The organism is Pseudomonas sp. EYE_354, assembly GCF_023148575.1.
GTDB lineage: Bacteria > Pseudomonadota > Gammaproteobacteria > Pseudomonadales > Pseudomonadaceae > Aquipseudomonas.
In genome coordinates this window covers 204,559-228,419 of the sequence record NZ_JAHXNQ010000002.1, presented here as the reverse complement: position 1 = coordinate 228,419, position 23,861 = coordinate 204,559, and the positions used below count along the sequence as shown (strand labels likewise).

Sequence of the window (23,861 nt, the reverse complement as noted above, 5' to 3'; positions counted from 1 at the left end):
TTCTTAAACCCTCCAGTCATTTACCTATCAACTATCATAGACCTAGTTTTGCGGCTTGCGCTGCGGCTCCCGATCCACTGCGCGCTGGGCGTTGGCCTTGTTGGCGTAGAGGTGGGTCAGGCGTTTGGGGTTGGCCTTGTCGCCGGCGGTGAGTTGCTTTTGCTCGCCGGTTTTCTCGTCGCGGTACCAGGCCACCACGCCGGTGTAGGTGCTGTCGGCTTCGGCCAGTTGCTCCAAGTCGTCGCCGTCAGGCAGTTTGGACTCCAGCTCCAGGCTGGTGGTGTAGCTCTCGGTGGTGAAACTGTGGCGCAGGTTGCCGCCTAGCCAGATGATGGCGCTGATCTCGGCCTTTACGCCGTGCAGGCTGTAGGTTTGGTCGGGTGTTAGCTCGGGGCGAACCTTGGCCAGTGTGTAGCTGAGGGGGGGAGGTACCGCGCTGCAGGCGCTTCCATTGCGCTGGCCTGGTCGGTGTAGCTGTGGCGCAGCTCCTTGAGGTTGTCGCCTGAGCCTGCGATAGCCTCTTTTTTGTCGGCGCTGTTGACCTTGTAGTAGTAAGCCTTGACCCAGGTGTAGCTGTCGCGGTCGGCCTGTAGAAAGCGGTGTTGGTCGCCGTCTTTACGTCTTACAGGTTGCGGGCGTAGGCGGGGCCGTTGTAGCGCTCGGCGAAGGCGGCCCACTTTTTGGCCATGAGGGCCTTGTGCAGGATGGGGTCTTTCTCGATAAAGCGGATGTGCGTGGTGCGCGCGCATGCGTACGATGGTTTTGTCAGATGGGCCAGCAAACCCTTGGGGGACTGAAAGCTCTGATTTCATAGCGTTCACCCACAGATAAGCAATCACTGTGCTGGGCTGCTCAGTGCTGAATAAATGCTAAAAAACTAGAGGGTCTGGCTTGGAGCTAAGGAGCGGAAGGGCTCGGCTGATCAGTCAGTCCAATCCATCATTGGGGCTACGGAGAAGCGGCGAGAGAGGGGGGCGGTTTGTAGGGGCATTAGGGGTCTGAGTCAGCGGGGTGGAATGGTGCGCAGTTTATCAGGGATGGGTCTTGGGTGTCGGGGAGGCGTGTTCTGTGCCCTTGCATACGCCGATGAGTTCAGGGCAATCGCTGCGCCGAATATCGTGGTCTGACACCGATTTGCAACACCGATTTGCATGAAACAGACCTGCACCGATATGCAGATAGTAAATACAGCGTTGTCGCAATAATGCTAGCTGCGACATCCTAGAGGGCAACAAAACGGCCCTTCGGGAGAGCTCTATCAATTTCTGAGGTGAATGTCCAAGCTAGTACGGTAATGATCTATTCTAATGATCAGTATCTTGCCCGCCATAGATATTGGCTGTGCTTCTCGAAGAGCGGCCGTCGCTGTAGCGAGTATCGTGTCCGCCATAAATGTTTCCGATGCTTCGCGCCGAAGTGCCATCGCTGTTGCGGGTATCCAGCCCCTCGTAAATGTTCCTACTGCTTTGCGAGGTAGTGCCATCGCTGTTGCGAGTATCTTGCCCACCGTAAATATTGGCGCTGCTTTTTGATGTGCGGCCATCGCTGTAGCGGGTATCCTCGCCACCATAAATATTAGCGCTGCTGGTAGACGTTGTTCCGTCGTCATATCTGCAGTTGTAACCGTTATAGATATTCTTACTGCACGTGTCAGCATAGGCTTGATGCAGGGGCGAAAATAGAATAATCGAACCCAGCAGAGCAATCTTGAAGTTCATTAAAGCTCCGTTCGAGATAACTCGATATCACAGGAAAAGATATTAGGTGCCGCGGCCACGCGCGAAAGTTTTTTTGAACGGTAAATAAGGGTATTTATGAATGTTCGTCTCGAACTCCTTGATCAAGTCTTGGGGGGGGCGGAGTTGCTTTGCATGCCTAAGCGAGTCAAGAGGGCTGGCAACCTGCCATTATTTATACAGACTGATCACCTCGGACTAAGTTTCCGCCATAAAAATTATTTTTATTAAATGTATATCGGGGTCATGTATGCCGGCGTCAGACCACGATATAGCCTAGGAACCTTCCCACACTTGTCTCAGCTTGCCCGTCAGACCTCCCATCGCTAACCTCCTCAAGCCGCTACAAACCCAGCGGCCGGAGGTGGAAGTCCGTATTGCTAAGGCGTTTTAACTCCCGAAAATTTGGAGCTTCGCCCATGCCTAACAAATCACGCAATTCTTATGTCGATCAAAACACTGCGCCCGTCGATGCCAAACTACAAACGGCTGCCCAACGAGCAATTCACCATTACCTGCCACCATCCGATGACGCTGCTCCCGTCGAACACCCAACCAGCCATATCTTCCTAGTCAGCCCCAACATCGACACCGAAACCCTCCTGGCCAACGCCGCCGAGCACCTGGATTCCGCCAACCAAATGGCCGCCACCCTGGCCTTCGACCTAGAAGACCCGCACCGCGCCATCATCCTTGGCATACAACAACTCATCGACCTGAGCGCTCTGCTCGTCGCCCGCGCCCAAGAGCAAGTCGCGCCTGCCGCCAGCCCAGCCACCGCCTGACCCCCAACCCCCGCCGCCTGACCCCAAGGCGGCAACCTGAACCCCTGCTGTCACCGCGCAAAATTTCATAAACCCCTGCACCTTTGAGGTCTACGATCCTCTTCAAGAGAGGACCCCCGCGCCTCCAGCCCACAGGGAACTGAAAACATGATCTCGAACCTGGTTAAAGTCGCGCTGATTGCTGGCACGTTGCTGTTGAGCGCATGTTCATCCTCGTCCGCTGTGAACAGCGACCCGTGTTTTTCAGGCGGATGCCAGGCATTCGGTGACCACAGCCCCAGCAAAGCCGCCAGGATGAATTTTGGCGGCAGTGGGTTGGGAAGTAGTTATGGGGAGTATGGGTCGGGGTTGTTGCATGATGATTGATGCAGTGATGGTCGGTCAGTTGTGGGGTGACTGACCCACTGCTATCGGAGGCAGCCCCCTCCCACATGTGCTCGGTGGTGGGGCGCAAGTGTGGGGGTTAGTGGCCGCCTTTCATGCGGCGGGCGATGAGGTAGAGGCCAAGGCCGACCAGCGCGGTCACCGCGCCAATGTACCCGGTACTCGTCCAGCCATATCCCGCGGTAATTGCCATCCCGCCAAACCAGGGTCCTAGCGCGTTGGCCAGGTTGAACGCTGCGTGGTTGGAGGCCGCCGCCAGGCTCGGCGCTTCGTGCGCGATGTCCATCAGGCGGATTTGCAGCGGCGCCGCCAGCGAGACCATGGTGCCGACCAGGCCGATGCCGAGCAGCACGCCCCACAGTGAGCCTGCAATGAAGGGGAACAGCAGCAGGATGGCGATCGACCACACCAGGATCACACCCACCGCACGAAATTGCAGGCGGTCGAACAGCTTGCCGCCGGCGATGTTGCCGATGATGCCACCGACGCCAAACGCGGCGAGGCCGAAGGGGATCCATTGGGGCGAGACTTTGGTCACTTCAAGCATGGTTGGGGCCAGGTAGCTGAACACGCAGAACATCCCCGCAAAGCCAATCGCGCCGATGGACAGGGCCATCCACACCTGCGGTTTGGTAAAAGCGCGCAATTCTTTGCGTGGGTCGCTGCGGGGTTCGTCGCGGCGGTGGGGAACGAACTGCCAGACCAGGGCAATGGTGCACAGGGCGATGACGCTGACCAATGCAAACGCCGAGCGCCAGCCCAGGTGCTGGCCAAGGAAGGTGGCAATCGGGTTACCCAGCAACATCGCCAGCGTCAGTCCCATCATCACGCGGGCCACGGCGCCGGCGCGCTTGTCGGTCGGCACCATGCTTGAGGCGACCACGGCGGCAATCCCGAAATAGGCGCCGTGGGGCAGGCCGCTGATAAAGCGGAAGGCCACCAACGAGCCGAAGGTCGGGGTAAATGCAGTGGCGAAGTTCCCCAGTGCATACAGCCCCATCAATAGCAGCAGCATGTGTTTGCGCAGCAACCTGGCACCCAGGATCGCCAGCAGGGGCGCGCCGACCATCACCCCCAGCGCGTAGGCACTGATGGCGTGGCCCACTTGGGGTTCGCTCAAGTTCAGGTTGTGGGCGATGTCGGGCATCAGGCCCATGATCGCGAATTCGCCAGTACCGATCGCGAAAGCGCCCACGGCCATGGCCGCTTCCATCTTGGCGGCGCTGCGCGCGGGCAGCACGTGCGCGGTTGTTTGCTGGATAGACATGGATCGCCCTGTTTGGGTGTAAAGCAAGAAGGTGAGCGGCGGGTGCTACGCGAGCCGCGACGAAGGGTTCTAGAACAGCCGTTTACGCGAGAGTTCCATGGGCAGACTGCCCTGTGACCGCACGTCGCGCCTGGCTGGCTTGACACATAAGCCGATCTGCCGGTTTAAAACCGGTGTTTTAGCACTGTCAATTGGCCAAACGACGCATAAACGCTGTTTAGCGTGATATTCTGCGCGCCGTCTTGGTCTAGGCTTTCTCTGGTGCGTACACCCGTATACGTCCCGGCGGATGGCTGGCGCCCAGGTAGCTGAAGCCAATAATGATAAGAAGTCAGCGCAGAAGGGACATAAAAGTGAGGCCGATACGTCGGTCTTGTGTGCCCACCCTGCGGCTCTCACGTGAATGTGCACACCCCCGCGATACGTTGCCTGGCGTAGCGTGATGGAGGGTTGCCCATGATCAGGGAGTGGTGGGGCGGATGGCGTTTTATCATAGGTGCTACTGATGTTTAAAAAAGTAAACACTGCCTTGCTGGGGCTGGCGTTGTCGATGGGGATCACGTCCGTTCACGCGCAAGAGACAAAGAAAGTCGATGTGCTGCTGATCGGCGGCGGCATCATGAGTGCGACCCTGGGTGTCTGGCTTAACGAGCTGGAACCGGACTGGTCGATGGAAATGGTCGAGCGCCTCGATGGCGTGGCCGAAGAAAGCTCCAACGGCTGGAACAATGCCGGTACCGGTCACTCGGCCCTGGCTGAGCTGAACTACACCCCGGAAGACAAGAACGGCAACGTTGAGATCCCGAAAGCGGTCGAGATCAACGAAGCGTTCCAGATCTCCCGTCAGTTCTGGTCCTGGCAGGTCCGTCAGGGCGTGCTGAAGAACCCGCGCTCGTTCATCAACACCACGCCGCACATGAGCTTTGTGTGGGGCGATGAAAACATCAAGTTCCTGAAAAAGCGCTACGAAGCCCTGCAGGCGAGCCCGCTGTTTGCCGGCATGCAGTACTCCGAAGACCCGGCACAGATCGCCAAATGGGTTCCGTTGATGATGGAAGGGCGTGACCCGAACCAGAAAATCGCGGCCACCTGGAGCCCGCTGGGTACCGACATGAACTTCGGCGAGATCACCCGCCAGTTCGTCGCTCACCTGCAAACCACGCCTAAGTTCGACCTGAAACTGTCGAGCGAAGTGCAGGACATCACCAAGAACGCCGACGGTTCGTGGCGTGTCAGCTACAAAAACCTGAAAGACGGCACCAAGACTGAAACCGACGCCAAGTTCGTGTTCATCGGCGCTGGCGGCGGTGCACTGCACTTGCTGCAGAAGTCGGGCATTCCTGAAGCCAAGGAATACGCAGGCTTCCCGGTGGGTGGCTCGTTCCTGGTGACCGATAACCCAACCGTTGCCGAGCAGCACCTGGCCAAGGCCTACGGCAAAGCATCGGTTGGCGCGCCGCCGATGTCGGTTCCGCACCTGGACACCCGCGTGCTGGATGGCAAGCGCGTGATCCTGTTTGGCCCATTTGCCACCTTCTCCACCAAGTTCCTCAAAGAAGGCTCGTACCTGGACCTGCTGACCAGCACCACCACCCACAACATCTGGCCCATGACCAAAGTCGGTATTCGTGAATACCCACTGGTCGAGTACCTCGCCGGCCAACTGATGCTGTCCGATGACGACCGCTTCAAGGCGCTGCAAGAGTACTTCCCGAACGCCAAGCAATCCGACTGGCGTCTGTGGCAGGCCGGTCAGCGTGTGCAGATCATCAAGCGTGACGAAGAGCAGGGCGGCGTCCTGAAACTCGGTACCGAAGTGGTCAGCTCCGCCGACAACACCATCGCAGGCCTGTTGGGTGCATCGCCAGGCGCGTCCACCGCGGCTCCGATCATGCTGACCGTGCTGCAGAAAGTGTTCAAGGACAAGGTTGCGACGCCTGAGTGGCAGGCAAAGATTCACCAGATCGTCCCGAGCTACGGCACCAAGCTGAACGACAGCCCGGAAGCCGTTGCCAAGGAATGGGCCTACACCGCCGATGTCCTGCAACTGCCGACACCACCTGTGATTCCGCAAAAAGCGCCTGTCAAGGCGACCGAAGCGGCCAAGCCTGCGGCTGAGCCGAGCAAGCCGGCGTCTGATCTGGCGCTGTAACACGCTCCAGCAAAAGCCCGCTGAACCGGTAACGGTCAGCGGGCTTTTTTGCGGGCGTGGTGTTTATGGAGGAGGGCACGAGCGCTCGGCCGCGGCCAGTCCGATCCAGTCGCGCACTTCAGCGCGTCGGCCCTGGAGCGCTCAAATGTGGAAGTTGTGTTTAACCTGGTCATACACATGCAGCGCCAGTGCGTTGCTACTGTCGCACAGCAGGTACAGATGATGCTCCGGCAGTGGCGGCAACATGATGCCGGCGATGCGCTGAGTCAGTCCTTCGCCCATGCGACTTTCCTCGATCAGGCCCACCGCGACGCCGCTGCGTATACAGGCTTCGACAGCCGAAGAGTTGGGGCTCTCCAGCAGCACGCGATGATAAATCCCGTGGTCCTTCAGCATTTGTAACGCCGCTGCACGATACGGGCAGCCGGCAACGGGTACCGTAATGGGCAGGGCGGCGTTCGGCGTGTAGCTGAAGTGTTCGGCCGCTACCCACAGCGGCTGTACGGGCCCCAGCCGTTCGCCCTGTGCCAGCGGCTGCGCGCTGACGGTGATCGTCAGGTCCAACTGGTTCGCCATGAACATATTCAGCAACTCACCGCTGGTGCGCGCTTCGACTTCCAGTTCCAGCAAGGGGTTGTCGGCGATCAACTGCGGCACGCATGCCTGAATGAACGCGGGGGCATACGTATCGGGTATTCCCAGGCGGATCTTGCCCTGCATCCGTTGAGGCATCAGCGAGATGAGTAGACGGTCATGGCTCTTGAGAAACTCAGTGGTTTCGCCCAGCAGTTTCTTGCCGTAGAGCGTCAACTCCACGCCCTGGTTGTTACGGCTGAACAGACGCTGGCCAATCTGTTTTTCCAGCTTCTGGATCTGAGTCGTCACCGCTGAAGCGCTGCGATGCACATGGTCTGCCGCTTCGTTGAAGCGTCCAAAGCGCGCGACGGCGTGGAAGGTGCGCAGTAGATCAATGTTCAATTGTTTGGTCATGATTCTGCTTTTTCGGATTGGTTATGCCGGTTATTCAAATATACATAAGCATGTGCGCTCTTTAGCCTTGGGGTCAATCTACGAAGATTGGAGGCGATATGACGCGATCAACCCTGAGGCTTTGGTTATTGCAGGGTGCGTTTGTGCTGTCCTGGAGCTCCGGCTACATCGGCGCCAAGCTCGGCACCCAGGGCGGCGGGGCGTTCAACCTGCTGTTCTGGCGTTTCCTGCTGATATCGCTGTGCCTGGGCGTGTTTTTGAATGTCAGGGTATTGAGCGTTTCATGGGCGCAGATTCGGCATCATGCCATCGTCGGTTTCCTGTCTCAGTTCCTGTACCTGAGTTGCCTCTACGTGGCGATCCAGAACGGTTTGCCGCCCGGCATTGCCGCGATCATTGCGGCGCTGCAGCCCTTGATGACGGCGGCATTGTCGACGGGCAACGCCACTGAGCGCAGCGGTGGCTGGCAGTGGGCGGGGCTGACAGTCAGCTTTGTCGGGGTATTGATCGTGATTGCCGGGCAGTACCGCAGCAGCGGCGCCAGCGTCGGCTTGCTCATGTACGGCTTGCCATTGGCCGCGGCGCTGGGGCTGACGTTGGCGACGTTGTACGAGCGCCGCAGCCTTCAAGGCCGGGACGCGGGCTTGATGCTGCCGCTGTTTATCCAATCGCTGCTGACCCTGATCGGCTTCACCGGCGCCGTGCTCTATACCGATACGTTGAGTATTCCCCATGACCCCGCTGTACTGGTCTCGATTGTCTGGCTGACGGTGTTCTCGACGTTTGGGGCTTACCTGAGCCTGTGGATGCTGCTGCGGGTGATGACAGCGACACGCGTCGCGGCGCTGGTGTATCTGGAACCCCCTGTGACGTTGGTGTGGGCAGCGCTGATGTTCGGCGATGTGATTCACGCCTCGACCTATGCCGGTATTGCCGTGGTGGTCGCGGGGATGGTGCTGGTGCGCTTGAAACGACCGACCGTCGCGTGTGTTTCTTGATGTGTCCGAGTTCAGCAACCTGACAGACACCACCTGTTAAAAAGTAACTCAAGCCTGAGTAATGCATGGCTGAAACACGGGGCATTTTTTACTGGTGCAAGTGTTGGGCGTCAGCGCCCGAGGGGTTTTTATGTTGTTACGTTATGCAGCGTTGGCGGCGGTTGTCGTCGCGGCATCCGGGTGTGTGCAAGAGCGTGTTGTGCATGATCGTCGGCCAGTGCAACGAGAATATGTCGAGGTGGTGGCGCCACAGCCACCGCCGGTGCAGGTCATTGAGGTCGAGCCTGCGGTACGCGAAGGCTACATCTGGTCACGCGGCTACTGGCGCTGGGAAGGCGGGCGTTATGTGGCGGTGCACGGCCATTGGGAGCCGGTGCGTGAAGGGTATCGCTATGTGCATCCGCACTGGGTTCAGCGCAACGACGGTTATCACTGGCAGCACGGTGGCTGGGTGCGTTAAGCCAGGCTCAAGAGGGCTTTTTGGTACCCAGTAGCCGAACTTCCCTCAACAGCGCGGCGCCGAGTTGATCGGTGCCCAGCTCCTTGTACCCCACGGCCTTGATCTCGCCGTTCTCCTCGGCCTGGATAATGATCACCGGCGTTTCCTTGCCGGTGGCCTCGTCCACATGCAGGGCGTATTGGGGAACGTCCACCTTGATCGGTGTACCCGCCGCCTTGCCCTTCACATTGATCAGAAACGCTGCGCAGCCCGTGTCGACATCCGCGCTGGTGGCTGGGCGGCCGCTGACGAAACAGGTTGTCGGCAGGTCGGGCCAGATGACGTCGGCCTCGGCGAGTGATGGCAACAGGGCCATTGCAGCCAGAAAAAGCGTGCGCACGTTGGTCGTTCTCTTGATCAGGGGGGAGAGGCGGTTTTTACCAAAGCCTGGCGACAGGGGCGTGAGGGACTCGATCAGTGCGGATGCCTGGGGGGAGTATCTCCAACAAGATCCGTTGGTCCATAGGGTGGCTCGCAGATGAGGAGTGAATCGGAATAATCCAAACCTGGACCAAATGCTCAGTCATCACCTGCTTGCCCATGGGCCAAAGCGATACAAACCATGACCGACCGTCAGCGTCTGCGGACGGTCGTCAACCCGCCATTGGCGCTCACTGCACGACGCGATAGCACGGCACGTACGCTGCGCCACCGGGCAATTTCATGCGGTGCTGGGCAACAAATGCCTGAAGCAGTTCGTCCAGTGGTTTCATGATGGCCGGGTCGCCGTTGATCTCGTACGGGCCGTGTTGTTCGATCAGGCGAATGCCCTTGTCCTTCACGTTCCCGGCCACGATGCCCGAGAACGCGCGACGCAGGTTGGCGGCCAGTTCGTGGGGCGCCAGCGCGTGGCTCAGTTGCAGGCTGGCCATGTTTTCGTGGGTTGGATCGAACGGACGCTGGAAGCCCTCGTCGATCTTCAGCAGCCAGTTGAAGTGGAATGCGTCGTTGCGCTCACGACGGAACTGTTTCACCGACTTGAGGCCGGCGGTCATTTGGCGCGCCACTTCGGCCGGGTCGTCGATGATGATCTGGTAATGCGCCTGCGCCGCCTCGCCCAGGGTGGCGCCGACGAAGGCATGCAACTGCTGCAGATACGGCGCGGCCTGTTTCGGCCCGGTGAGGATGACCGGGAACGGCACGTCGCGGTTGTCCGGGTGCATCAGAATGCCCAGCAGGTAGAGGAATTCCTCGGCCGTGCCGGCGCCGCCGGGAAAGATGATGATGCCGTGGCCGACACGCACGAAGGCTTCCAGGCGCTTCTCGATATCCGGCAGGATCACCAGCTCGTTGACGATGGGGTTCGGCGCTTCGGCGGCGATGATGCCCGGCTCGGTCAGGCCCAGGTAGCGCCCGCCGGTAATGCGTTGCTTGGCGTGGGAAATGGTCGCGCCTTTCATCGGACCTTTCATCACGCCGGGGCCACAGCCGGTGCACACGTCGAGGCTGCGCAGGCCCAGTTCGTGCCCGACTTTCTTGGTGTATTTGTATTCTTCGGTATTGATCGAGTGCCCACCCCAGCACACCACGATTTTCGGCTCGACACCGGGGCGCAGCGTACGGGCATTGCGCAGCAGGTGGAACACGTAGTCGGTGATGCCTTGGGAATTGCTCAGGTCGATGCGCTGGCTGTCCAGTTCGTTCTCGGTGTAGACGATGTCGCGCAGCGCGCTGAACAGCATCTCACGGGTGCTGGCGATCATCTCACCATCGACAAACGCGTCCGCCGGGGCGTTCAACAGTTCCAGGCGCACACCACGGTCCTGTTGGTGAATACGCACTTCAAAGTCTTTATAAGCGTCGAGAATGGTCTTGGCGTTATCGATATGCGCGCCAGTGTTGAGGATTGCCAGGGCGCACTGGCGGAACAGGGTGTAGATGCTGCCGGTACCGGCTTCGCTCAGTTGTTGCACTTCACGTTGGGAGAGGGTTTCGAGGCTGCCCTTCGGGCTGACCGAGGCATTGATGACTTGACGTTGGGGCATTCTGATTCCTTGAAAGCGCAGCCACCGCACCCGATGAGGCGCAATGGCTTGAGAAGGGTGGGCGCAGATTAACGCGCCCGAGCCGAATATTTACCTCAGGCACAAGGCCGAGTGCAAATACCGTCCATCCCCATCATGCCGCAGAACTCACTGAATCAGCTTCCAGTTTTTGTAGAAAACCCGACGCAGGGTGAAGACCATCCCGGCAAACCCGGCGATCACGGCGTTCAGCACCCACGGCACCGGGGTCGGTCGTACGATATCGATAAACAGGCAGTAGCGCTTGGCGTCATTTTTGTTGAAGGACGCGTGCATCAGCGTGTCATCGAAAATAAACAGCGGGTCGTCATGCCAGTAATGTTTGTGTTTGCCCACTTGGATGAACACACCATCGTGATGGGGGGCCGGTGCCATGTTGTAGAGCACCCGGAACATCATGCGCAAAGGGCCGAAGTGAAACGACGTCGAGCGGTTTTCGTTGAATACCGATACGCCGATGGTCTTCACGTACGGCAGCTTTTTGCGCAATTGAGGAATATCCAGCGTGGTTTCGATCGGCCGTCCGTACCACTGGAAAAACAGCATCCCGCGCTTCTTCTCGGCCATGCGTTCGTCCAGGTAACCGATGATTTCGTCCTTGTGGGCCATGGCGTCGTCGAGCACCTGTTGCAGGTCTTCACGCCAGGCGGGTGGCAGGTCGCGCATCGTGTAAACGTGGCGGTTGCGTGAGCTCAACAGGTCGAACAGCGTGTTGAACGGTGCCAGCAGCCAGGTGTTGCGGCCGCTGCCGATAAAGTACTTTTTGAATGTCGGTGTGTCGTACAGGCCATTGCGCAAGAAGTCGTAAATACCGCACAGCAGCACCAGGCAAAGGAACACCAGCGTGGTTTCTGGGAACACATCGATAATCAGCAAGACGCCGAGTACCCAGGCGACCGATAGCGCTTTTTTACGCAAAGCAGGCTTGTTCATGCAACTCAGCTCCAGAAGGACGCCATTCGACAGGTCCGGATCCGTGGCTGCGAGTGGTGGGGTTTGAAACATATTGAAACAACTGCGTCATAATAAGGCCTTCTGCGCCGCAAAGGCGTTTTAAATAGTGCGAAATTGTGAAGGTTTCACGCGGTTTTCAAGCGGCGTCGAGCCCGCGTGGATTGGATTTTGTAAACGCCGGATTTGCGACTATCGTGACGCTTCGGTTTTTCGTGCGTCATAGACCGGTACGATTGAAGTTGAATGGCCACCATTGGCCTTCGGCACCTTGGAAGAGGCAGAAATTTTATGATCATCAAACCGCGGGTTCGTGGCTTTATCTGTGTGACCGCTCACCCTGTTGGCTGTGAAGCGAACGTCAAGGAACAGATCGACTACGTAACCGAACACGGCGTAATCGAAGGTGGCCCCAAGAAGGTGCTGGTCCTGGGCGCCTCCACCGGCTACGGCCTGGCCGCGCGCATCAGTGCCGCGTTTGGCTGCGGCGCCGACACCTTGGGCGTGTTTTTTGAGAAGGAAGGTGAAGAGGGCAAACTGAGCTCCGCCGGCTGGTACAACAGCGCCGCGTTCGAGAAGTTTGCTGTCGAAAAAGGCCTGTACGCCAAGAGCATCAACGGCGACGCGTTCTCCGACGAGATCAAGCGCCTGACCATCGAGACCATCAAGAAAGACCTGGGCAAGATCGATCTGGTGGTCTACAGCCTGGCCGCGCCGCGCCGTACCGACCCGCAGGGCGTGGTGCACACTTCCACCCTCAAGCCGATCGGCAAGGCCGTGACCCTGCGCGGTATCAACACCGACAAAGGCGTGGTGGTCGACACCACCCTTGAGCCGGCGACCCAGGAAGAAATCGACGGCACCGTGAAAGTCATGGGTGGCGAAGACTGGCAGCTGTGGATCGACGCCCTGCGTGACGCCGATGTTCTGGCCGAAGGCGCCAAGACCACCGCGTTCACCTACCTCGGTGAGAAGCTGACCCAGGACATCTACTGGAACGGCTCCATCGGTGAAGCCAAGAAGGACCTGGACAAAAAAGTCCTGACCCTGCGCGACAACCTCGCCGCACTGAAAGGCGACGCCCGTGTGTCGGTGCTCAAGGCGGTGGTGACCCAGGCCAGTTCGGCGATCCCGATCATGCCGCTGTACCTGTCGCTGCTGTTCAAAGTCATGAAAGAGCAGGGCACCCACGAAGGTTGCATCGAGCAGGTCTACGGCCTGTTCAAGGACAGCCTGTATGGCCGCGAGCCAAAACTCGACGCCGACGGCCGCCTGCGTGCCGACCTCAAAGAGCTCGAGCCGAAAGTTCAGGACGCCGTGGCCGAGCTGTGGAACCAGGTCACCGACGACAACGTCAACGAGATCAGCGATTTTGCCGGTTACAAGGCTGAGTTCCTGCGCTTGTTCGGCTTTGAAGTCGACGGCGTGGACTACGAAGCCGATGTGAACCCGACCGTGAAGATCAACGGCCTGATTCAGGCGTAACCGCTCCGCGCACAGAAAAACGGCCTCTCGGGGCCGTTTTTTATCGCCTGTAAAAAGGCTCGTTTCAGATCCGTCCTACACGTTTTCCGGCATTGCCGGGTCCCCGTCCTGTGCCAGACTCTGACGCTGTCAAATCACGCCAACGGAGGATCTGATGACGATTCGTGCAGTAGTTTTTGATTTCGGCGGGGTCCTGTTCGACTGGAACCCGCAGCATCTGTACCGCAAGCTGATCGCCGATGAACATGAGCGGCAATGGTTTCTCGACAATATCTGCACCCAGGCCTGGAACACCGAGCAGGACGCCGGGCGGACCTTGGCCGAAGGGACGCACCTGTTGACCGAGCAATACCCTCACCATAGGGCGCTGATCCAGGCGTATTACGAACGCTGGCACGAAATGCTACGTGGGCCATTGCCGGAAGGCGTCGCTATTCTGGAGGCGTTGCACCGCGTCAACGTTCCGTTGTTCGGGCTCACGAACTGGTCGGCGGAAACCTTCCCCTACGCGCGGGCCAACTACCCGTTCCTGCAGCGCCTGCGCGATATCGTCGTGTCTGGCGAGTTAAAGCTGATCAAGCCTGACCCGGCGATCTACCACGCCAGCCTGGCCCAGGTGCGTGCTCACCTGCCGGATATCCAACCGGCTGAAGTGGTGTTTATCGATGATGTGGCCGGCAATATCGAGGCCGCCATCGCCCTTGGCTGGCAGGGCATTCATCATGTCTCGGCCGAGCGTACCGCCGTACGCTTGCGTGAACTGGGCGTGGACTTTTAAAGCGCCCATTTCTCCATGACGAAATCCACGAAGGCGCGCAGCTTGGGCAGCCGGTAGCGGTCCTGGCCGTACAGCAAGTGCATCGGGCGGCTCGGCAGTTGATAGGTGGTGAGCAATGCGACGAGCTTGCCGCTCTGCAGGTCAGGCTGCACCAGCGCATCGGGCAGCATGACGATGCCCATGCCTTGCACCGCCGCCTGGCGCAGGGCTTGGGAGCTGTTGATGGTCAGCGAACCGGAGACCGGAATCTCGACCTCGCCGTCTGCCCCGCTCATGCGCCACAGTTTGTCGGCGTTGCGCCAATCGTCGGTAGACGGGTAGGCGAAGGCCAGGCAGTCGTGGGTTTGCAGGTCTTCGGGCGTCGAGGGTGTGCCGCGTCGGGCCAGGTACTCCGGCGACGCGCAAAGGGTGATCGTGTAGTCCTGCATGGGCCGTGCGATCAGGCTCGAGGGCTCCAGTTCACCGAGGCGGATGGCCACGTCGAACCCGCTGTCGACCAGGTCCATGCGTTCGTTGCTGAGCACCACGTAAAGCTTGATCAAGGGGTAACGCCGGGAAAACTCACTGAGCGCGGGCGCCAGGCGTTCGGTGCCAAAGGCCGGTGGCGCCGTGACGCGCAGGGTGCCTTTGGGCACGTCGCTGTGGGCCTGCTCGGCCAGTTGCTCGGAGTCGGCCACCAGCCCCAGTACTTCAAGGCAGCGCTGGTAATACTGGCCGCCAAACTCCGTGAGGCTCTGTTTGCGGGTGGTGCGTTTGAGCAGGCTCACGCCCAGGCGTTGCTCCAGCGCGCGCAGGTGGTTGCCGACCATGGTGGTCGACATGCCACAGGCCTGGGCGGCAGCGGTCATGCTGCCGGCCTCCACGACTTTGACGTACACCGACATCGCTTGGAACAGATCCATTATAAAGCCCTGATTTAAAGTCATTACATAAAAGCGCAGTTTATCCATCTGGGGTGGCTAACGATACTTCAAGCACCCCTCACGATGCACTGGAGCCTGACACCATGACCGCCGCCTGCCTGATGACCACTTACCAGCCCTTGGCCCTGAGTTTCACCCGTGGCCTGGGCACGCGCCTGTGGGATCAGCAGGGCCGCGAATACCTCGACGCAGTGGCCGGCGTGGCGGTGACCAATGTCGGGCATTCTCACCCGAAACTGGTGAGCGCCATCAGCGAACAGGCCGGTTTGCTGTTACACACCTCTAACCTGTACAGCATCGACTGGCAGCAACGGCTGGCGCAGCGCCTGACCCAGCTGTCGGGCCTGGACCGTGCCTTCTTCAACAACTCCGGCGCCGAAGCCAACGAGACCGCACTGAAGCTGGCGCGCTTGCATGGTTGGAAAAAAGGCATCGAAGAACCGCTGGTGGTGGTCATGGAAAACGCCTTTCATGGGCGCACCCTCGGCACCATGGCCGCCAGCGATGGGCCCTCGGTACGCCTGGGCTTCCAGCGTTTGCCGGGGGATTTTCTCAAGGTGCGCTTTGGCGACCTGACGGCCATTGAGGCGCTCACCCAAACCTTCGGCTCGCGGATAGCCGCGGTCCTGCTCGAGCCGATTCAGGGCGAAAGCGGTGTCGTGCCGGCGCCTGCTGGTTACCTGCAAGCCCTGCGCGATCACTGCACGCGTCACGGTTGGCTGATGATGCTCGATGAGATCCAGACCGGTATTGGCCGCACCGGCACCTGGTTCGCCTTCCAGCATGAAGGCATCGTGCCGGACGTGATGACCCTGGCCAAAGGCCTTGGCAATGGCGTACCCATCGGCGCCTGTCTGGCGCGGGCGGCGGTGGCCCGACTGTTTACGCCGGGCAGTCACGGCAGCACGTTCGGCGGCAACCCGCTGGCCTGCCGGGTGGGTTGCACCGTGTTGGACATCATCGAAGAGCAAGGCCTGCTGCAAAATGCCGCGCAACAAGGCGAACGCTTGCTGGCGCGCTTGCGGATGGAATTGGGCGAGCACCCACAGGTGCTGGCGATACGGGGGCAGGGCCTGATGGTCGGTATCGAACTGGTCAGCCCTTACCGTGACTTGGCCCAGCGTGCCGCCCAGGAGCATGGGCTGCTGATCAACGTCACGCGGGGCAAGGTCATTCGCCTGTTGCCGCCGCTGACCCTGGAGGCCAAGGAGGTTGAGATGATTGTGCGGGCGATCACCCGCTTATTGGATCAGGCCCATTGAGCCATTCCTGGTTCATCGTCTCTTTATCCCCCAGATAGTCCAGCAACCAGCCCATGGCCGGGGACAGCTTGTTCTGTGCCCAGGCCACGCACGATGGGCTGGCCGGGAAGGGCCGGGTCAGTTGCAGTGCCACCAACTCGCCGCGTTCGATCCAGGGCAATACCTGATGCATCGGCGCCATTCCGACACACAGGCCATCGCGCAGGCAGTCGATGGCGCAGGGCCAGTTGGGTACGACCAGCCGACGTTGGTTATCCAGGGTCCAGGTGTCGCGCTTGGGCAGGTTACGCGACGTGTCGGTCATGCAAAGCGAGGCGAAGGGGCGCAGTTGGTCGTCACTGAGCAACCCTTCAACGGCCGCCAAGGGATGTTTCGCACTGACCACGCACAACCAGTTCAACAGACCCATGTCGCGAAAGCTGAAGCGGCTGGCCACCGGCACCGCGCTGGTGGCGCCGATCACAATGTCGCTGCGCTCATCGGCCAGGGCGTCCCACACGCCGTTGTACACCTCGTACTCCAGCAATAATTCCACCTCGGGAAACTGGCGATAAAAATCCAGGACCAATTGCCGGCAGCGCTGGGGTTTGACGATAGAGTCCACCGCCACCTTCAACTGGCCGCTCCAGCCGTTGGCCACTTGCTGACACAAGCGCCGGGTGCCGAGCATTTTTTTCATCACACCGCGGGCTTCGTCGATAAACAGACGGCCGGCGGGGGTCAGTTCGACATCGCGATGGCGCCGCACGAACAGCGGCACCGCCAGCCACTCTTCGAGCTGGCGCACCGTGTAGCTGATCGCCGACGGTACACGGTGCAGTTCCTGGGCGGCGGCGCTGAAGCTGCCATGGCGGGCCACCGCATCAACCACATCCAGGGAGTATTCGGACCACATGGCGTCTGCCTTCAAAAATATTGATAAGTGTATCCAATTATTATCGCTTCACACAAAATATGTCAGCTTCATAATGCGCACCAGTCAGCAAATTGTTTGATGGCAGGGTGTACAAGGTTTCAATGAAAAATTCTTTTGGCTTCACGTGGTATCTGGCGGGGTTGAGCATGCTCGGCTATCTCGCCATGGATATGTATTTGCCGGCGTTTGGCGCCATGGGCGAGCAACTGCAGATTGGCGCGGGCGCGGTGGGCGCCAGCTTGAGTATCTTCCTAGCCGGTTTTGCCCTCGGGCAACTGGTATGGGGGCCGTTGTCCGATCGGCTGGGGCGCAAGCCGATTTTGCTCGCGGGCTTGAGTTTGTTCGTGCTGGGCTGTGCCGGCATGTTCTGGGTCGAGACCACGCCGCAGCTGCTGGCGCTGCGCTTTATGCAGGCGGTGGGTGTGTGTGCCGCCGCCGTCAGTTGGCAGGCGTTGGTGATTGACCGTTATCCGGCCGACAAAGCGCACCGCGTGTTTGCCAGCATCATGCCGTTGATGTCGCTGTCGCCGGCCCTGGCACCGCTGTTGGGCGCGCTGGTGTTGAATCACTTTGGTTGGCAGGCGATCTTCGGCGTATTACTGGGGGTGTCGCTGCTGTTGTTGCTGCCGACCTTGTTCCTGCGCCGAATGCCGAAAAAAACCACAGAAGCACGTTCGCGCCTGGGCTATGCGCAGTTGCTGACGTCTCGGGTATTTACCGGCAACGTAATGATCTTCGCCGCCTGCTCCGCCAGTTTCTTCGCCTGGCTGACCGCCTCGCCGTTCATCCTCGGTGACATGGGCTACAGCCCCAACGACATCGGCTTGAGCTACGTGCTGCCGACCCTGGCATTTTTGGTGGGTGGCTACAGTTGCCGCAGCGCCTTGCAGCGCGTGCAGGGCAAGACCTTGTTGCCCTGGTTGCTGGTGGCGTACTGCGTCAGCATGGTGGCGTTGTACCTGGTGGCCACCTTGACCGTGCCCACCCTCACCACCTTGCTGATCCCGTTCTGCCTGATGGCGCTGGTCAATGGCGCCAGCTACCCAATCGTGGTGGCGAATGCGCTGATGCCCTTTGCGGAAAATTCCGGCAAGGCGGCGGCGCTGCAAAACACCCTGCAACTGGGTCTGTGCTTTCTCAGCAGCTTGCTGGTGTCGTCGATGATCGACCAGCCGTTGCAGATCACCGTGATCGTGATGCTGGCGACCGCACCGCTGGCGGTACTGGGTTACCTGCTGGCGCGGCCCAAGGCTGACAGTTCGGAACTCGCAAACGCCTGAACCGATACACTGGTCGATACGGTTCCTTCAGGGACTAGAAGGTGATTTCCATGTTCACCGTCGGCGTCGAGGTGCGGCTGCCCCGGCCGCCATCCACGCCGAACTTGTTGTGCCAGTATTCATAACCCACGCCCAGGTACAGATTCGGCTTGACGCTTTTGCCGGGGCGCACCGCCACCATCAGCGCGGTGCGCATCAGGGCTTCGGGCGCGGTGTCGCGGCCGTGGTAGTCCTCGCCCTTTTCTCCGACGTAGTTGACGAACCCCTGGAATTTCGCCGCGTGGTTGGCTATCTCGAATGGGCGCATCCAGGTCAGGTTGAGCATGTAGGTGTCGTCGAACGTGTGGTTCGACTCTTGCGCGCCGGGGATGCCGGTGTGGTTCCTTTCCTTGTAGTACAACAGGCTCAGGTCCAGCACGCCGACCGTGTTGAACTTCAGCGTCGGGCCCAGCACCAGTGCGCGTTTTTTCGCTGAGGCGAAGTTGTTGTTGCGGTTGGCGTCAAAGCCCAGGGTCAGCGCGTAATCCTTGATGACCCCGGTGCCCAACGGCACATCGAACACCCGTGATGCATAAAGCTGGTGCCGGTATACGGCATACACCTCACTGCCGCCGTGGTCGGTGCCTTTACGCGGGTCGCGGCTGTCGGACAGGAACACATCCAGGTTGAGGAAATGGCTGCCGTATCGGTAACCGCTGGCGTGAGTGAAGCTATAGATGCGCTTGCTGAAGGCGTCGGGGTTATTCGGATTGGTGAACTGTTGGCCGTAGCGAAATCCTACGCTGTTGTTCATCCATTCCACCGCGACGGCCTGTCCGCCGCCGAGGAGGGTGAGGGCAACCGTGGCGCTGTGTAATGCCTTTTTCATTGTTATAGGTCCTTTGGCGTTCCGGCTCATTGCGGCCAGGTGGTTTTTGTAACGCCGGTGGAGGGTATCTTGTTCGATTGATTGTATACAACTCTATGGACATCCAGTCGTGACATTGCATACAGTGGCCGCACAACAAAAACAGAGAACCCCTCACCATGACTATCCCGAAGGCGTCACCGCAGCGGCCAGAAGACGAGAATCTCGGCGTCGCCGCCAACATGGCTTACGGCCTGCAACATGTGCTCACCATGTACGGCGGCATCGTCGCGGTACCGCTGATCGTCGGTCAGGCAGCCGGGTTGTCGCCCGCCGACATTGGCCTGCTGATCGCCGCGTCGCTGTTCGCCGGTGGCCTGGCCACCCTGTTGCAAACCCTTGGCCTGCCGTTCTTTGGCTGTCAGTTGCCGCTGGTGCAGGGCGTGTCGTTTGCCGGTGTGGCCACCATGGTCGCGATTGTCGGCAGCGACGGGGCTGGCGGGGTGCCGGCGATTCTCGGCGCGGTGATGGCCGCCTCGTTTATCGGGCTGCTGATCACACCGATATTCTCGCGGATCACCAAGTTCTTCCCGCCTCTGGTGACCGGTATCGTGATCACCACCATCGGCTTGACCTTGATGCCGGTCGCGGCGCGCTGGGCCATGGGCGGTAACAGCCGCGCAGCGGACTTTGGCAGCATGCCCAATATCGGCCTGGCGGCATTGACCCTGGTGCTGGTGCTGCTGTTGAGCAAGATCGGCAGCGCGACCATCTCGCGCTTATCGATCCTGCTGGCAATGGTGATCGGCACGCTGATCGCGGTGTTCCTCGGCATGGCGGATTTTTCCGGAGTGACCCATGGGCCGATGTTTGGTTTTCCCACCCCGTTCCATTTCGGCATGCCGACTTTTCACATCGCCGCGATCATTTCCATGTGCATCGTGGTGATGGTGACCCTGGTGGAAACCTCGGCGGACATCCTGGCGGTGGGCGAAATCATCGACACCAAGGTCGATTCCAAGCGCCTGGGTAACGGCCTGCGCGCCGATATGCTGTCGAGCATGTTTGCGCCGATCTTTGGCTCATTCACCCAAAGCGCATTCGCCCAGAACGTCGGCCTGGTCGCGGTGACTGGGGTCAAGAGCCGTTTCGTGGTGGCCACCGGCGGCCTGTTTCTGGTGATCCTCGGCCTGCTGCCGTTTATGGGGCGGGTGATCGCGGCGGTGCCCACTTCGGTGCTGGGCGGTGCCGGGATTGTGCTGTTCGGCACGGTGGCCGCCAGCGGTATTCGCACCCTGTCCAAGGTGGATTACCGCAACAACATGAACCTGATCATCGTTGCTACGTCCATCGGTTTTGGCATGATCCCGATCGCCGCGCCGAGTTTCTATGATCACTTCCCGAGCTGGTTCGCGACCATTTTCCATTCGGGCATCAGCTCGTCGGCGATCATGGCGATCCTGTTGAACCTGGCGTTCAACCACTTCACGGCGGGCAACTCGGACCAGCAATCGGTGTTTGTGGCGGGGACTGAGCGCAGCCTGTGCTTCCACGATGTGGCGGCACTGCGCGATGGCGATTACTTCAGGGGCGGCAAGCTGTTCGATGCCGAGGGCAATGAAATTCCGGTGGTGGCCGAAGCCCCCAGGCAAACCTCGAAACCGGAAACCACCGAAGTGTAAAAAATGTGGGAGCGGGCACGCGCGCTCCCACGGTTGCACTTAGCCAGCCTTGAGTGCCCGGCGCGGCAGCGAGCACGCCTCATCCAAAAACTTCACCACGGTCCCCATGCACGCCTGGCGTTCTTCCACATGGGGCATGTGGCTGGAGTCTTCAAACAGCGCCCAGCGCACATCCGCAATCTCATCCAGAAACGGCTTGACCACCAGTGGCGTGGCTTCGTCGTGGCGACCGGAGATCACCAGGGTCGGCACGTTGATCGCCGACAGGCGGCCAATGGATTTCCAGTCCTTCAAGCTGCCGATCACGTGGAACTCGGTCGGGCCGCTCATGGCGTGATACACCGTAGGGTCCGAGTCGACCTGTTCAAAGGTGCGTGCCACTTCTTCCGGCCATGGGTTAACACGGCACACGTGCTGGTCATAGAACACCCGTGAAGCGGCGAGGTATTCCGGGTCTTGGTAGGTGCCGGCGGCTTCATGCTTGAGCAGGGTTTCGTGCACGCCTTCGGGGAGCAATTTGCGCAGGCGGTTGGCCTCGCTGACCCAGGTGCGCATGCAGGTAGGCGAGTTGGCGGGGATGAACGCGCGCAGACCCTTGGGTTGCAGCATCGCGTGCTCGCTGCCGAGCATGCCGCCCCAGGACTGGCCGAGGATCGCGTAGTTATCGCGGATGTGCAGGTGGTCCAGCAGGTTGTCCAGCTCCCTCAGGAACAGGTCGACGGTCCAGAACGACCGGTCTTGCTCAGGCAGATGGGTGGAGCGGCCATTGCCCAGTTGGTCGTAGTGGATCACCGCGTGGCCGCTGGCGGCGACATCCTTGAAGGCGTCGACGTAATCATGGGTGCAGCCGGGGCCGCCGTGGATGATGACCAGTGGTGTGCGGCCGCTGGACAGGTCACCGGTGACGCGGTACCAGGTCTGGTAGTCGCCAAACGCTGCATACCCTTCTTGGATTTTTTCGATGAATTCCATTTCGTACCCTGCTCTGAAAAAACGATCAGGGGGCACCATAGTCCGCATGCAAAATTTAAGTAACTAGCAAAACAGCTAGGTTTTGCCGTGGGATCAGTCTTCGAGCAAGCGGTAATGGGTGGCGCGAACCACCGCCTGCACACGGTTTTTGGCGCCCAACTTGTGCATCGCCGAGGCCAGGTGCAGGGTCACCACCGCCAGTGATCGGCTCAACTGCGTGGCGATCTGCGCTGCGGTCAGGCCCTCGGCGGCCCATTTCAGGCACTCGCGCTCGCGTTTGGTCAGGTGAATATGCGGGTACGTGCGCAGCTCTTTGCCGAATAACGGGTAGGCTGCTTCCTGCAAGGCGTGGGAAATGACGCTGAAGTCCGACAACGTCTGCTGCGCACCCCGCAGCACGGTGTGGGCCTTGCCGGTACGCAGGCCCGTGAGTGATGCAAAGCCACCACGGGGCAGGTGGATCGGTACGCTGACGCCGCAGGTCAATTGCTGGTCATGCAGGTACGAGGACACGGGGGCGTGGCAAGGGTCGATGATTTTTTGCAGCGGGGTGTCGGTTTTGGCCTCGTAGGACCAGACGAAGGGCGATACCGTGCTCAAGGCCAGGTGTTGCACCGGATCGATCTGGTAAAACCCTTTGCTGCACCATAATGCGTGCCAGTCGGGCGGGGTATTGCGCAGTTCCAGGACCGAGGGGGTGATCAATCCGCCATCCTGGTCGATCGGCACCGGGGTGTAGTCATACACCAGAGCATCGAAACCCAGCTGTTGGGCAAGGATAAACGCGTTGTCCATCTGCTCGTCCAGGCTCCTGCCCGGCATCAGACGATTGTTGAAGGCAGTTAGCTTGGCCAGCATCCGTTCTGCTCCCGAATTCATTTGAATCTCGACTTGCTGCAAGTAGAATGCCACGCCCCGGCGAAGGACTGCCAGGCCAAACCTATAAGAAATACTAGGTTATGGACGCGCGGCATCCTCGGTAGTGTTGGCTGATAAACGGCCGCTACCCGCAGGGCCGATACAACACAAGGAATGTACGCATGTGGCGTGAAATTGCCCCCGACCAGCAGTACAACGTGCAGGTCGACGGTCACAACCTCGTGGTCTACAGCTTTGGCGAAGGCGACGAGGTGCTGTTGTGCCTCAACGGCGGGCCGGGCCTGCCGTGTGACTACTTGCGCGACGCCCATGGCTGGCTCAAGGACCATAACCTGCGAGTGGTTGCATTCGACCAGCTTGGCACGGGCGCATCAGCCAGACCATCAGATGTTTCCCTGTGGGAAATCCGCCGTTATGTCGAAGAAGTCGAAACCGTGCGCCAGGCCCTGGGCCTGGGCCGCGTGCATTTGCTGGGGCATTCCTGGGGCGGCTGGCTGGGCATCGAGTACGCCATTCATTACCGCGACACACTCAAAAGCCTGATCCTGGAAAACACCGTCGGCGACATTCCGCACCTGTCCCGGGAGCTGGAACGCCTGCGCGGCGCCCTGGGCAGCGAAACCGTGGCCATGATGCAGCGCCACGAGGCCATGGGCACCCTGGACCATCCGCAGTATCAGGCCGCAATCACCTTGCTCAACTACCGCCACGTATGCCGCCTGGATGAGTGGCCCGAGCCGGTCAAGCGCTCCCTCGGCGACTGGAACATGGGCCCCTACGAAACCATGCAGGGCCCCAACGAATTCCTCTATGTCGGCAACCTCAAGGACTGGAACCGCCTCAAAGAGATGGGCGACTTCACCATGCCCATCCTGATCACCACCGGCCAGCACGACGAACTCACTCCCGCCTGCGCCATGCGCATGAAGATGGCGGCCAGGCACGCCGAATTGCACGTGTTCCCCAACAGCAGCCATATGCCGTTCTATGAAGAACCCCAGGCGTATTTCCCGGTGCTGCTGGACTTTCTCGCACGTCACCGAGGCTGACG

Annotated in this window: 22 protein-coding genes and 2 pseudogenes; 11 read left to right on the top strand and 13 right to left on the bottom strand. The window is 59.9% G+C overall.

Annotation, left to right across the window (positions count from 1 at the left end; all coding sequences use genetic code 11):
• Positions 1-42 precede the first annotated feature (42 nt).
• The 3 genes and pseudogenes from KZX66_RS03770 to KZX66_RS03760 form a co-directional block, all read right to left on the bottom strand.
• Positions 43-614: pseudogene (locus KZX66_RS03770) on the bottom strand (phage late control D family protein); the annotation flags it as partial.
• Between the two features lie 8 nt (positions 615-622).
• Positions 623-730, bottom strand: a pseudogene (locus tag KZX66_RS03765) (N-acetylmuramidase domain-containing protein); the annotation flags it as partial.
• Positions 731-1,304: 574 nt separating this feature from the next.
• A complete protein-coding gene (locus KZX66_RS03760) occupies positions 1,305-1,718 on the bottom strand; it encodes a hypothetical protein (protein ID WP_248076568.1) in 414 nt (137 codons plus the stop codon).
• A gap of 437 nt (positions 1,719-2,155) precedes the next feature.
• On the opposite strand from KZX66_RS03760, the gene KZX66_RS03755 reads away from it, so the two are divergent.
• Positions 2,156-2,521: a DUF6124 family protein gene (locus tag KZX66_RS03755; protein WP_248076566.1), complete on the top strand. Its 366-nt coding sequence runs from the start codon at positions 2,156-2,158 to the stop codon at positions 2,519-2,521.
• Between the two features lie 147 nt (positions 2,522-2,668).
• Positions 2,669-2,887 carry a hypothetical protein gene (locus KZX66_RS03750; protein WP_248076563.1) on the top strand — a complete coding sequence of 73 codons (219 nt, stop codon included), beginning with the start codon at positions 2,669-2,671 and terminating at the stop codon, positions 2,885-2,887.
• Between the two features lie 97 nt (positions 2,888-2,984).
• On the opposite strand, the gene KZX66_RS03745 is transcribed toward KZX66_RS03750, so the two are convergent.
• Positions 2,985-4,172 carry an MFS transporter gene (locus KZX66_RS03745; protein WP_248076561.1) on the bottom strand — a complete coding sequence of 396 codons (1,188 nt, stop codon included), beginning with the start codon at positions 4,170-4,172 and terminating at the stop codon, positions 2,985-2,987.
• A gap of 505 nt (positions 4,173-4,677) precedes the next feature.
• On the opposite strand from KZX66_RS03745, the gene mqo reads away from it, so the two are divergent.
• Positions 4,678-6,324: a malate dehydrogenase (quinone) gene (gene mqo / locus KZX66_RS03740; RefSeq protein WP_248076559.1), complete on the top strand. Its 1,647-nt coding sequence runs from the start codon at positions 4,678-4,680 to the stop codon at positions 6,322-6,324.
• A 141-nt stretch (positions 6,325-6,465) separates the two neighbouring features.
• On the opposite strand, the gene KZX66_RS03735 is transcribed toward mqo, so the two are convergent.
• Entirely contained in the window at positions 6,466-7,314 is an 849-nt protein-coding gene (locus KZX66_RS03735) for a LysR family transcriptional regulator (protein WP_248076557.1), read from the bottom strand.
• A gap of 98 nt (positions 7,315-7,412) precedes the next feature.
• Between KZX66_RS03735 and KZX66_RS03730 the strand changes: the two genes are divergently transcribed.
• Together KZX66_RS03730 and KZX66_RS03725 are read left to right on the top strand one after the other, a co-directional pair.
• Positions 7,413-8,312, top strand: a complete 900-nt coding sequence (locus KZX66_RS03730; RefSeq protein WP_248076555.1) for a DMT family transporter — start codon at positions 7,413-7,415, stop codon at positions 8,310-8,312.
• A 130-nt stretch (positions 8,313-8,442) separates the two neighbouring features.
• The gene (locus KZX66_RS03725) at positions 8,443-8,772 is read left to right on the top strand and encodes a hypothetical protein (RefSeq protein WP_248076553.1); all 330 of its coding nucleotides are present in this window, start codon (positions 8,443-8,445) and stop codon (positions 8,770-8,772) included.
• A 7-nt stretch (positions 8,773-8,779) separates the two neighbouring features.
• Here the strand turns inward: KZX66_RS03725 and KZX66_RS03720 are convergent, their stop codons facing one another.
• From KZX66_RS03720 to KZX66_RS03710, 3 genes are all read right to left on the bottom strand, one after another.
• Positions 8,780-9,151: a hypothetical protein gene (locus KZX66_RS03720; protein WP_248076551.1), complete on the bottom strand. Its 372-nt coding sequence runs from the start codon at positions 9,149-9,151 to the stop codon at positions 8,780-8,782.
• Positions 9,152-9,422: 271 nt separating this feature from the next.
• Entirely contained in the window at positions 9,423-10,796 is a 1,374-nt protein-coding gene (gene ppnN / locus KZX66_RS03715; protein ID WP_248076549.1) for a nucleotide 5'-monophosphate nucleosidase PpnN, read from the bottom strand.
• Between the two features lie 147 nt (positions 10,797-10,943).
• Entirely contained in the window at positions 10,944-11,768 is an 825-nt protein-coding gene (locus tag KZX66_RS03710; RefSeq protein WP_248076547.1) for an aspartyl/asparaginyl beta-hydroxylase domain-containing protein, read from the bottom strand.
• A 309-nt stretch (positions 11,769-12,077) separates the two neighbouring features.
• Between KZX66_RS03710 and fabV the strand changes: the two genes are divergently transcribed.
• Positions 12,078-13,271 carry an enoyl-ACP reductase FabV gene (gene fabV, locus KZX66_RS03705; protein WP_248076544.1) on the top strand — a complete coding sequence of 398 codons (1,194 nt, stop codon included), beginning with the start codon at positions 12,078-12,080 and terminating at the stop codon, positions 13,269-13,271.
• A gap of 154 nt (positions 13,272-13,425) precedes the next feature.
• Positions 13,426-14,049 carry an HAD family phosphatase gene (locus tag KZX66_RS03700; protein ID WP_248076541.1) on the top strand — a complete coding sequence of 208 codons (624 nt, stop codon included), beginning with the start codon at positions 13,426-13,428 and terminating at the stop codon, positions 14,047-14,049.
• Here the strand turns inward: KZX66_RS03700 and KZX66_RS03695 are convergent.
• On the bottom strand, positions 14,046-14,951 hold the full coding sequence (locus KZX66_RS03695; RefSeq protein ID WP_248076538.1) for a LysR family transcriptional regulator: 906 nt from the start codon (positions 14,949-14,951) through the stop codon (positions 14,046-14,048). The two genes, KZX66_RS03700 and KZX66_RS03695, sit on opposite strands and share 4 nt — an antisense overlap.
• Positions 14,952-15,055: 104 nt before the next feature.
• Here KZX66_RS03695 and KZX66_RS03690 point away from each other — a divergent pair, with 104 nt between their 5' ends.
• Positions 15,056-16,234 carry an acetylornithine transaminase gene (locus KZX66_RS03690; protein ID WP_248076535.1) on the top strand — a complete coding sequence of 393 codons (1,179 nt, stop codon included), beginning with the start codon at positions 15,056-15,058 and terminating at the stop codon, positions 16,232-16,234.
• Here KZX66_RS03690 and punR read toward each other — a convergent pair.
• Positions 16,206-17,129 carry a DNA-binding transcriptional activator PunR gene (gene punR / locus KZX66_RS03685; RefSeq protein ID WP_248076532.1) on the bottom strand — a complete coding sequence of 308 codons (924 nt, stop codon included), beginning with the start codon at positions 17,127-17,129 and terminating at the stop codon, positions 16,206-16,208. The two genes, KZX66_RS03690 and punR, sit on opposite strands and share 29 nt — an antisense overlap.
• A 122-nt stretch (positions 17,130-17,251) precedes the next feature.
• Between punR and punC the strand changes: the two genes are divergently transcribed.
• Entirely contained in the window at positions 17,252-18,430 is a 1,179-nt protein-coding gene (punC, locus tag KZX66_RS03680) for a purine nucleoside transporter PunC (protein WP_248076529.1), read from the top strand.
• A gap of 34 nt (positions 18,431-18,464) precedes the next feature.
• Here the strand turns inward: punC and KZX66_RS03675 are convergent, their stop codons facing one another.
• The gene (locus tag KZX66_RS03675; RefSeq protein ID WP_248076526.1) at positions 18,465-19,298 is read right to left on the bottom strand and encodes a nucleoside-binding protein; all 834 of its coding nucleotides are present in this window, start codon (positions 19,296-19,298) and stop codon (positions 18,465-18,467) included.
• 158 nt (positions 19,299-19,456) lie between these two features.
• Here KZX66_RS03675 and KZX66_RS03670 point away from each other — a divergent pair, with 158 nt between their 5' ends.
• Positions 19,457-20,959 carry a nucleobase:cation symporter-2 family protein gene (locus tag KZX66_RS03670; RefSeq protein ID WP_248076523.1) on the top strand — a complete coding sequence of 501 codons (1,503 nt, stop codon included), beginning with the start codon at positions 19,457-19,459 and terminating at the stop codon, positions 20,957-20,959.
• A 39-nt stretch (positions 20,960-20,998) separates the two neighbouring features.
• Here KZX66_RS03670 and KZX66_RS03665 read toward each other — a convergent pair whose 3' ends face one another.
• The gene (locus KZX66_RS03665; RefSeq protein WP_248076520.1) at positions 20,999-21,931 is read right to left on the bottom strand and encodes a proline iminopeptidase-family hydrolase; all 933 of its coding nucleotides are present in this window, start codon (positions 21,929-21,931) and stop codon (positions 20,999-21,001) included.
• Positions 21,932-22,024: 93 nt separating this feature from the next.
• Complete coding sequence (locus KZX66_RS03660; RefSeq protein WP_248076518.1) at positions 22,025-22,789, bottom strand: LuxR family transcriptional regulator; 765 nt, start codon at positions 22,787-22,789, stop codon at positions 22,025-22,027.
• A gap of 182 nt (positions 22,790-22,971) precedes the next feature.
• Here KZX66_RS03660 and KZX66_RS03655 point away from each other — a divergent pair, with 182 nt between their 5' ends.
• Entirely contained in the window at positions 22,972-23,859 is an 888-nt protein-coding gene (locus KZX66_RS03655) for a proline iminopeptidase-family hydrolase (protein ID WP_248076516.1), read from the top strand.
• Positions 23,860-23,861 lie beyond the last annotated feature (2 nt).

What these genes read in the sequence shown, in the direction of transcription:
- KZX66_RS03710 (WP_248076547.1), bottom strand. Translation starts at nt 11,768, where the DNA reads ATGAACAAGCCTGCTTTGCGTAAAAAAGCGCTATCGGTCGCCTGGGTA.
- KZX66_RS03760 (WP_248076568.1), bottom strand. Translation starts at nt 1,718, where the DNA reads ATGAACTTCAAGATTGCTCTGCTGGGTTCGATTATTCTATTTTCGCCC.
- KZX66_RS03750 (WP_248076563.1), top strand. Translation starts at nt 2,669, where the DNA reads ATGATCTCGAACCTGGTTAAAGTCGCGCTGATTGCTGGCACGTTGCTG.
- KZX66_RS03725 (WP_248076553.1), top strand. Translation starts at nt 8,443, where the DNA reads ATGTTGTTACGTTATGCAGCGTTGGCGGCGGTTGTCGTCGCGGCATCC.
- mqo (WP_248076559.1), top strand. Translation starts at nt 4,678, where the DNA reads ATGTTTAAAAAAGTAAACACTGCCTTGCTGGGGCTGGCGTTGTCGATG.
- KZX66_RS03730 (WP_248076555.1), top strand. Translation starts at nt 7,413, where the DNA reads ATGACGCGATCAACCCTGAGGCTTTGGTTATTGCAGGGTGCGTTTGTG.
- KZX66_RS03745 (WP_248076561.1), bottom strand. Translation starts at nt 4,172, where the DNA reads ATGTCTATCCAGCAAACAACCGCGCACGTGCTGCCCGCGCGCAGCGCC.
- KZX66_RS03670 (WP_248076523.1), top strand. Translation starts at nt 19,457, where the DNA reads ATGACTATCCCGAAGGCGTCACCGCAGCGGCCAGAAGACGAGAATCTC.
- KZX66_RS03755 (WP_248076566.1), top strand. Translation starts at nt 2,156, where the DNA reads ATGCCTAACAAATCACGCAATTCTTATGTCGATCAAAACACTGCGCCC.
- KZX66_RS03665 (WP_248076520.1), bottom strand. Translation starts at nt 21,931, where the DNA reads ATGGAATTCATCGAAAAAATCCAAGAAGGGTATGCAGCGTTTGGCGAC.
- KZX66_RS03675 (WP_248076526.1), bottom strand. Translation starts at nt 19,298, where the DNA reads ATGAAAAAGGCATTACACAGCGCCACGGTTGCCCTCACCCTCCTCGGC.
- ppnN (WP_248076549.1), bottom strand. Translation starts at nt 10,796, where the DNA reads ATGCCCCAACGTCAAGTCATCAATGCCTCGGTCAGCCCGAAGGGCAGC.
- punC (WP_248076529.1), top strand. Translation starts at nt 17,252, where the DNA reads ATGAAAAATTCTTTTGGCTTCACGTGGTATCTGGCGGGGTTGAGCATG.
- KZX66_RS03700 (WP_248076541.1), top strand. Translation starts at nt 13,426, where the DNA reads ATGACGATTCGTGCAGTAGTTTTTGATTTCGGCGGGGTCCTGTTCGAC.
- punR (WP_248076532.1), bottom strand. Translation starts at nt 17,129, where the DNA reads ATGTGGTCCGAATACTCCCTGGATGTGGTTGATGCGGTGGCCCGCCAT.
- fabV (WP_248076544.1), top strand. Translation starts at nt 12,078, where the DNA reads ATGATCATCAAACCGCGGGTTCGTGGCTTTATCTGTGTGACCGCTCAC.
- KZX66_RS03690 (WP_248076535.1), top strand. Translation starts at nt 15,056, where the DNA reads ATGACCGCCGCCTGCCTGATGACCACTTACCAGCCCTTGGCCCTGAGT.
- KZX66_RS03695 (WP_248076538.1), bottom strand. Translation starts at nt 14,951, where the DNA reads ATGGATCTGTTCCAAGCGATGTCGGTGTACGTCAAAGTCGTGGAGGCC.
- KZX66_RS03655 (WP_248076516.1), top strand. Translation starts at nt 22,972, where the DNA reads ATGTGGCGTGAAATTGCCCCCGACCAGCAGTACAACGTGCAGGTCGAC.
- KZX66_RS03660 (WP_248076518.1), bottom strand. Translation starts at nt 22,789, where the DNA reads ATGCTGGCCAAGCTAACTGCCTTCAACAATCGTCTGATGCCGGGCAGG.
- KZX66_RS03735 (WP_248076557.1), bottom strand. Translation starts at nt 7,314, where the DNA reads ATGACCAAACAATTGAACATTGATCTACTGCGCACCTTCCACGCCGTC.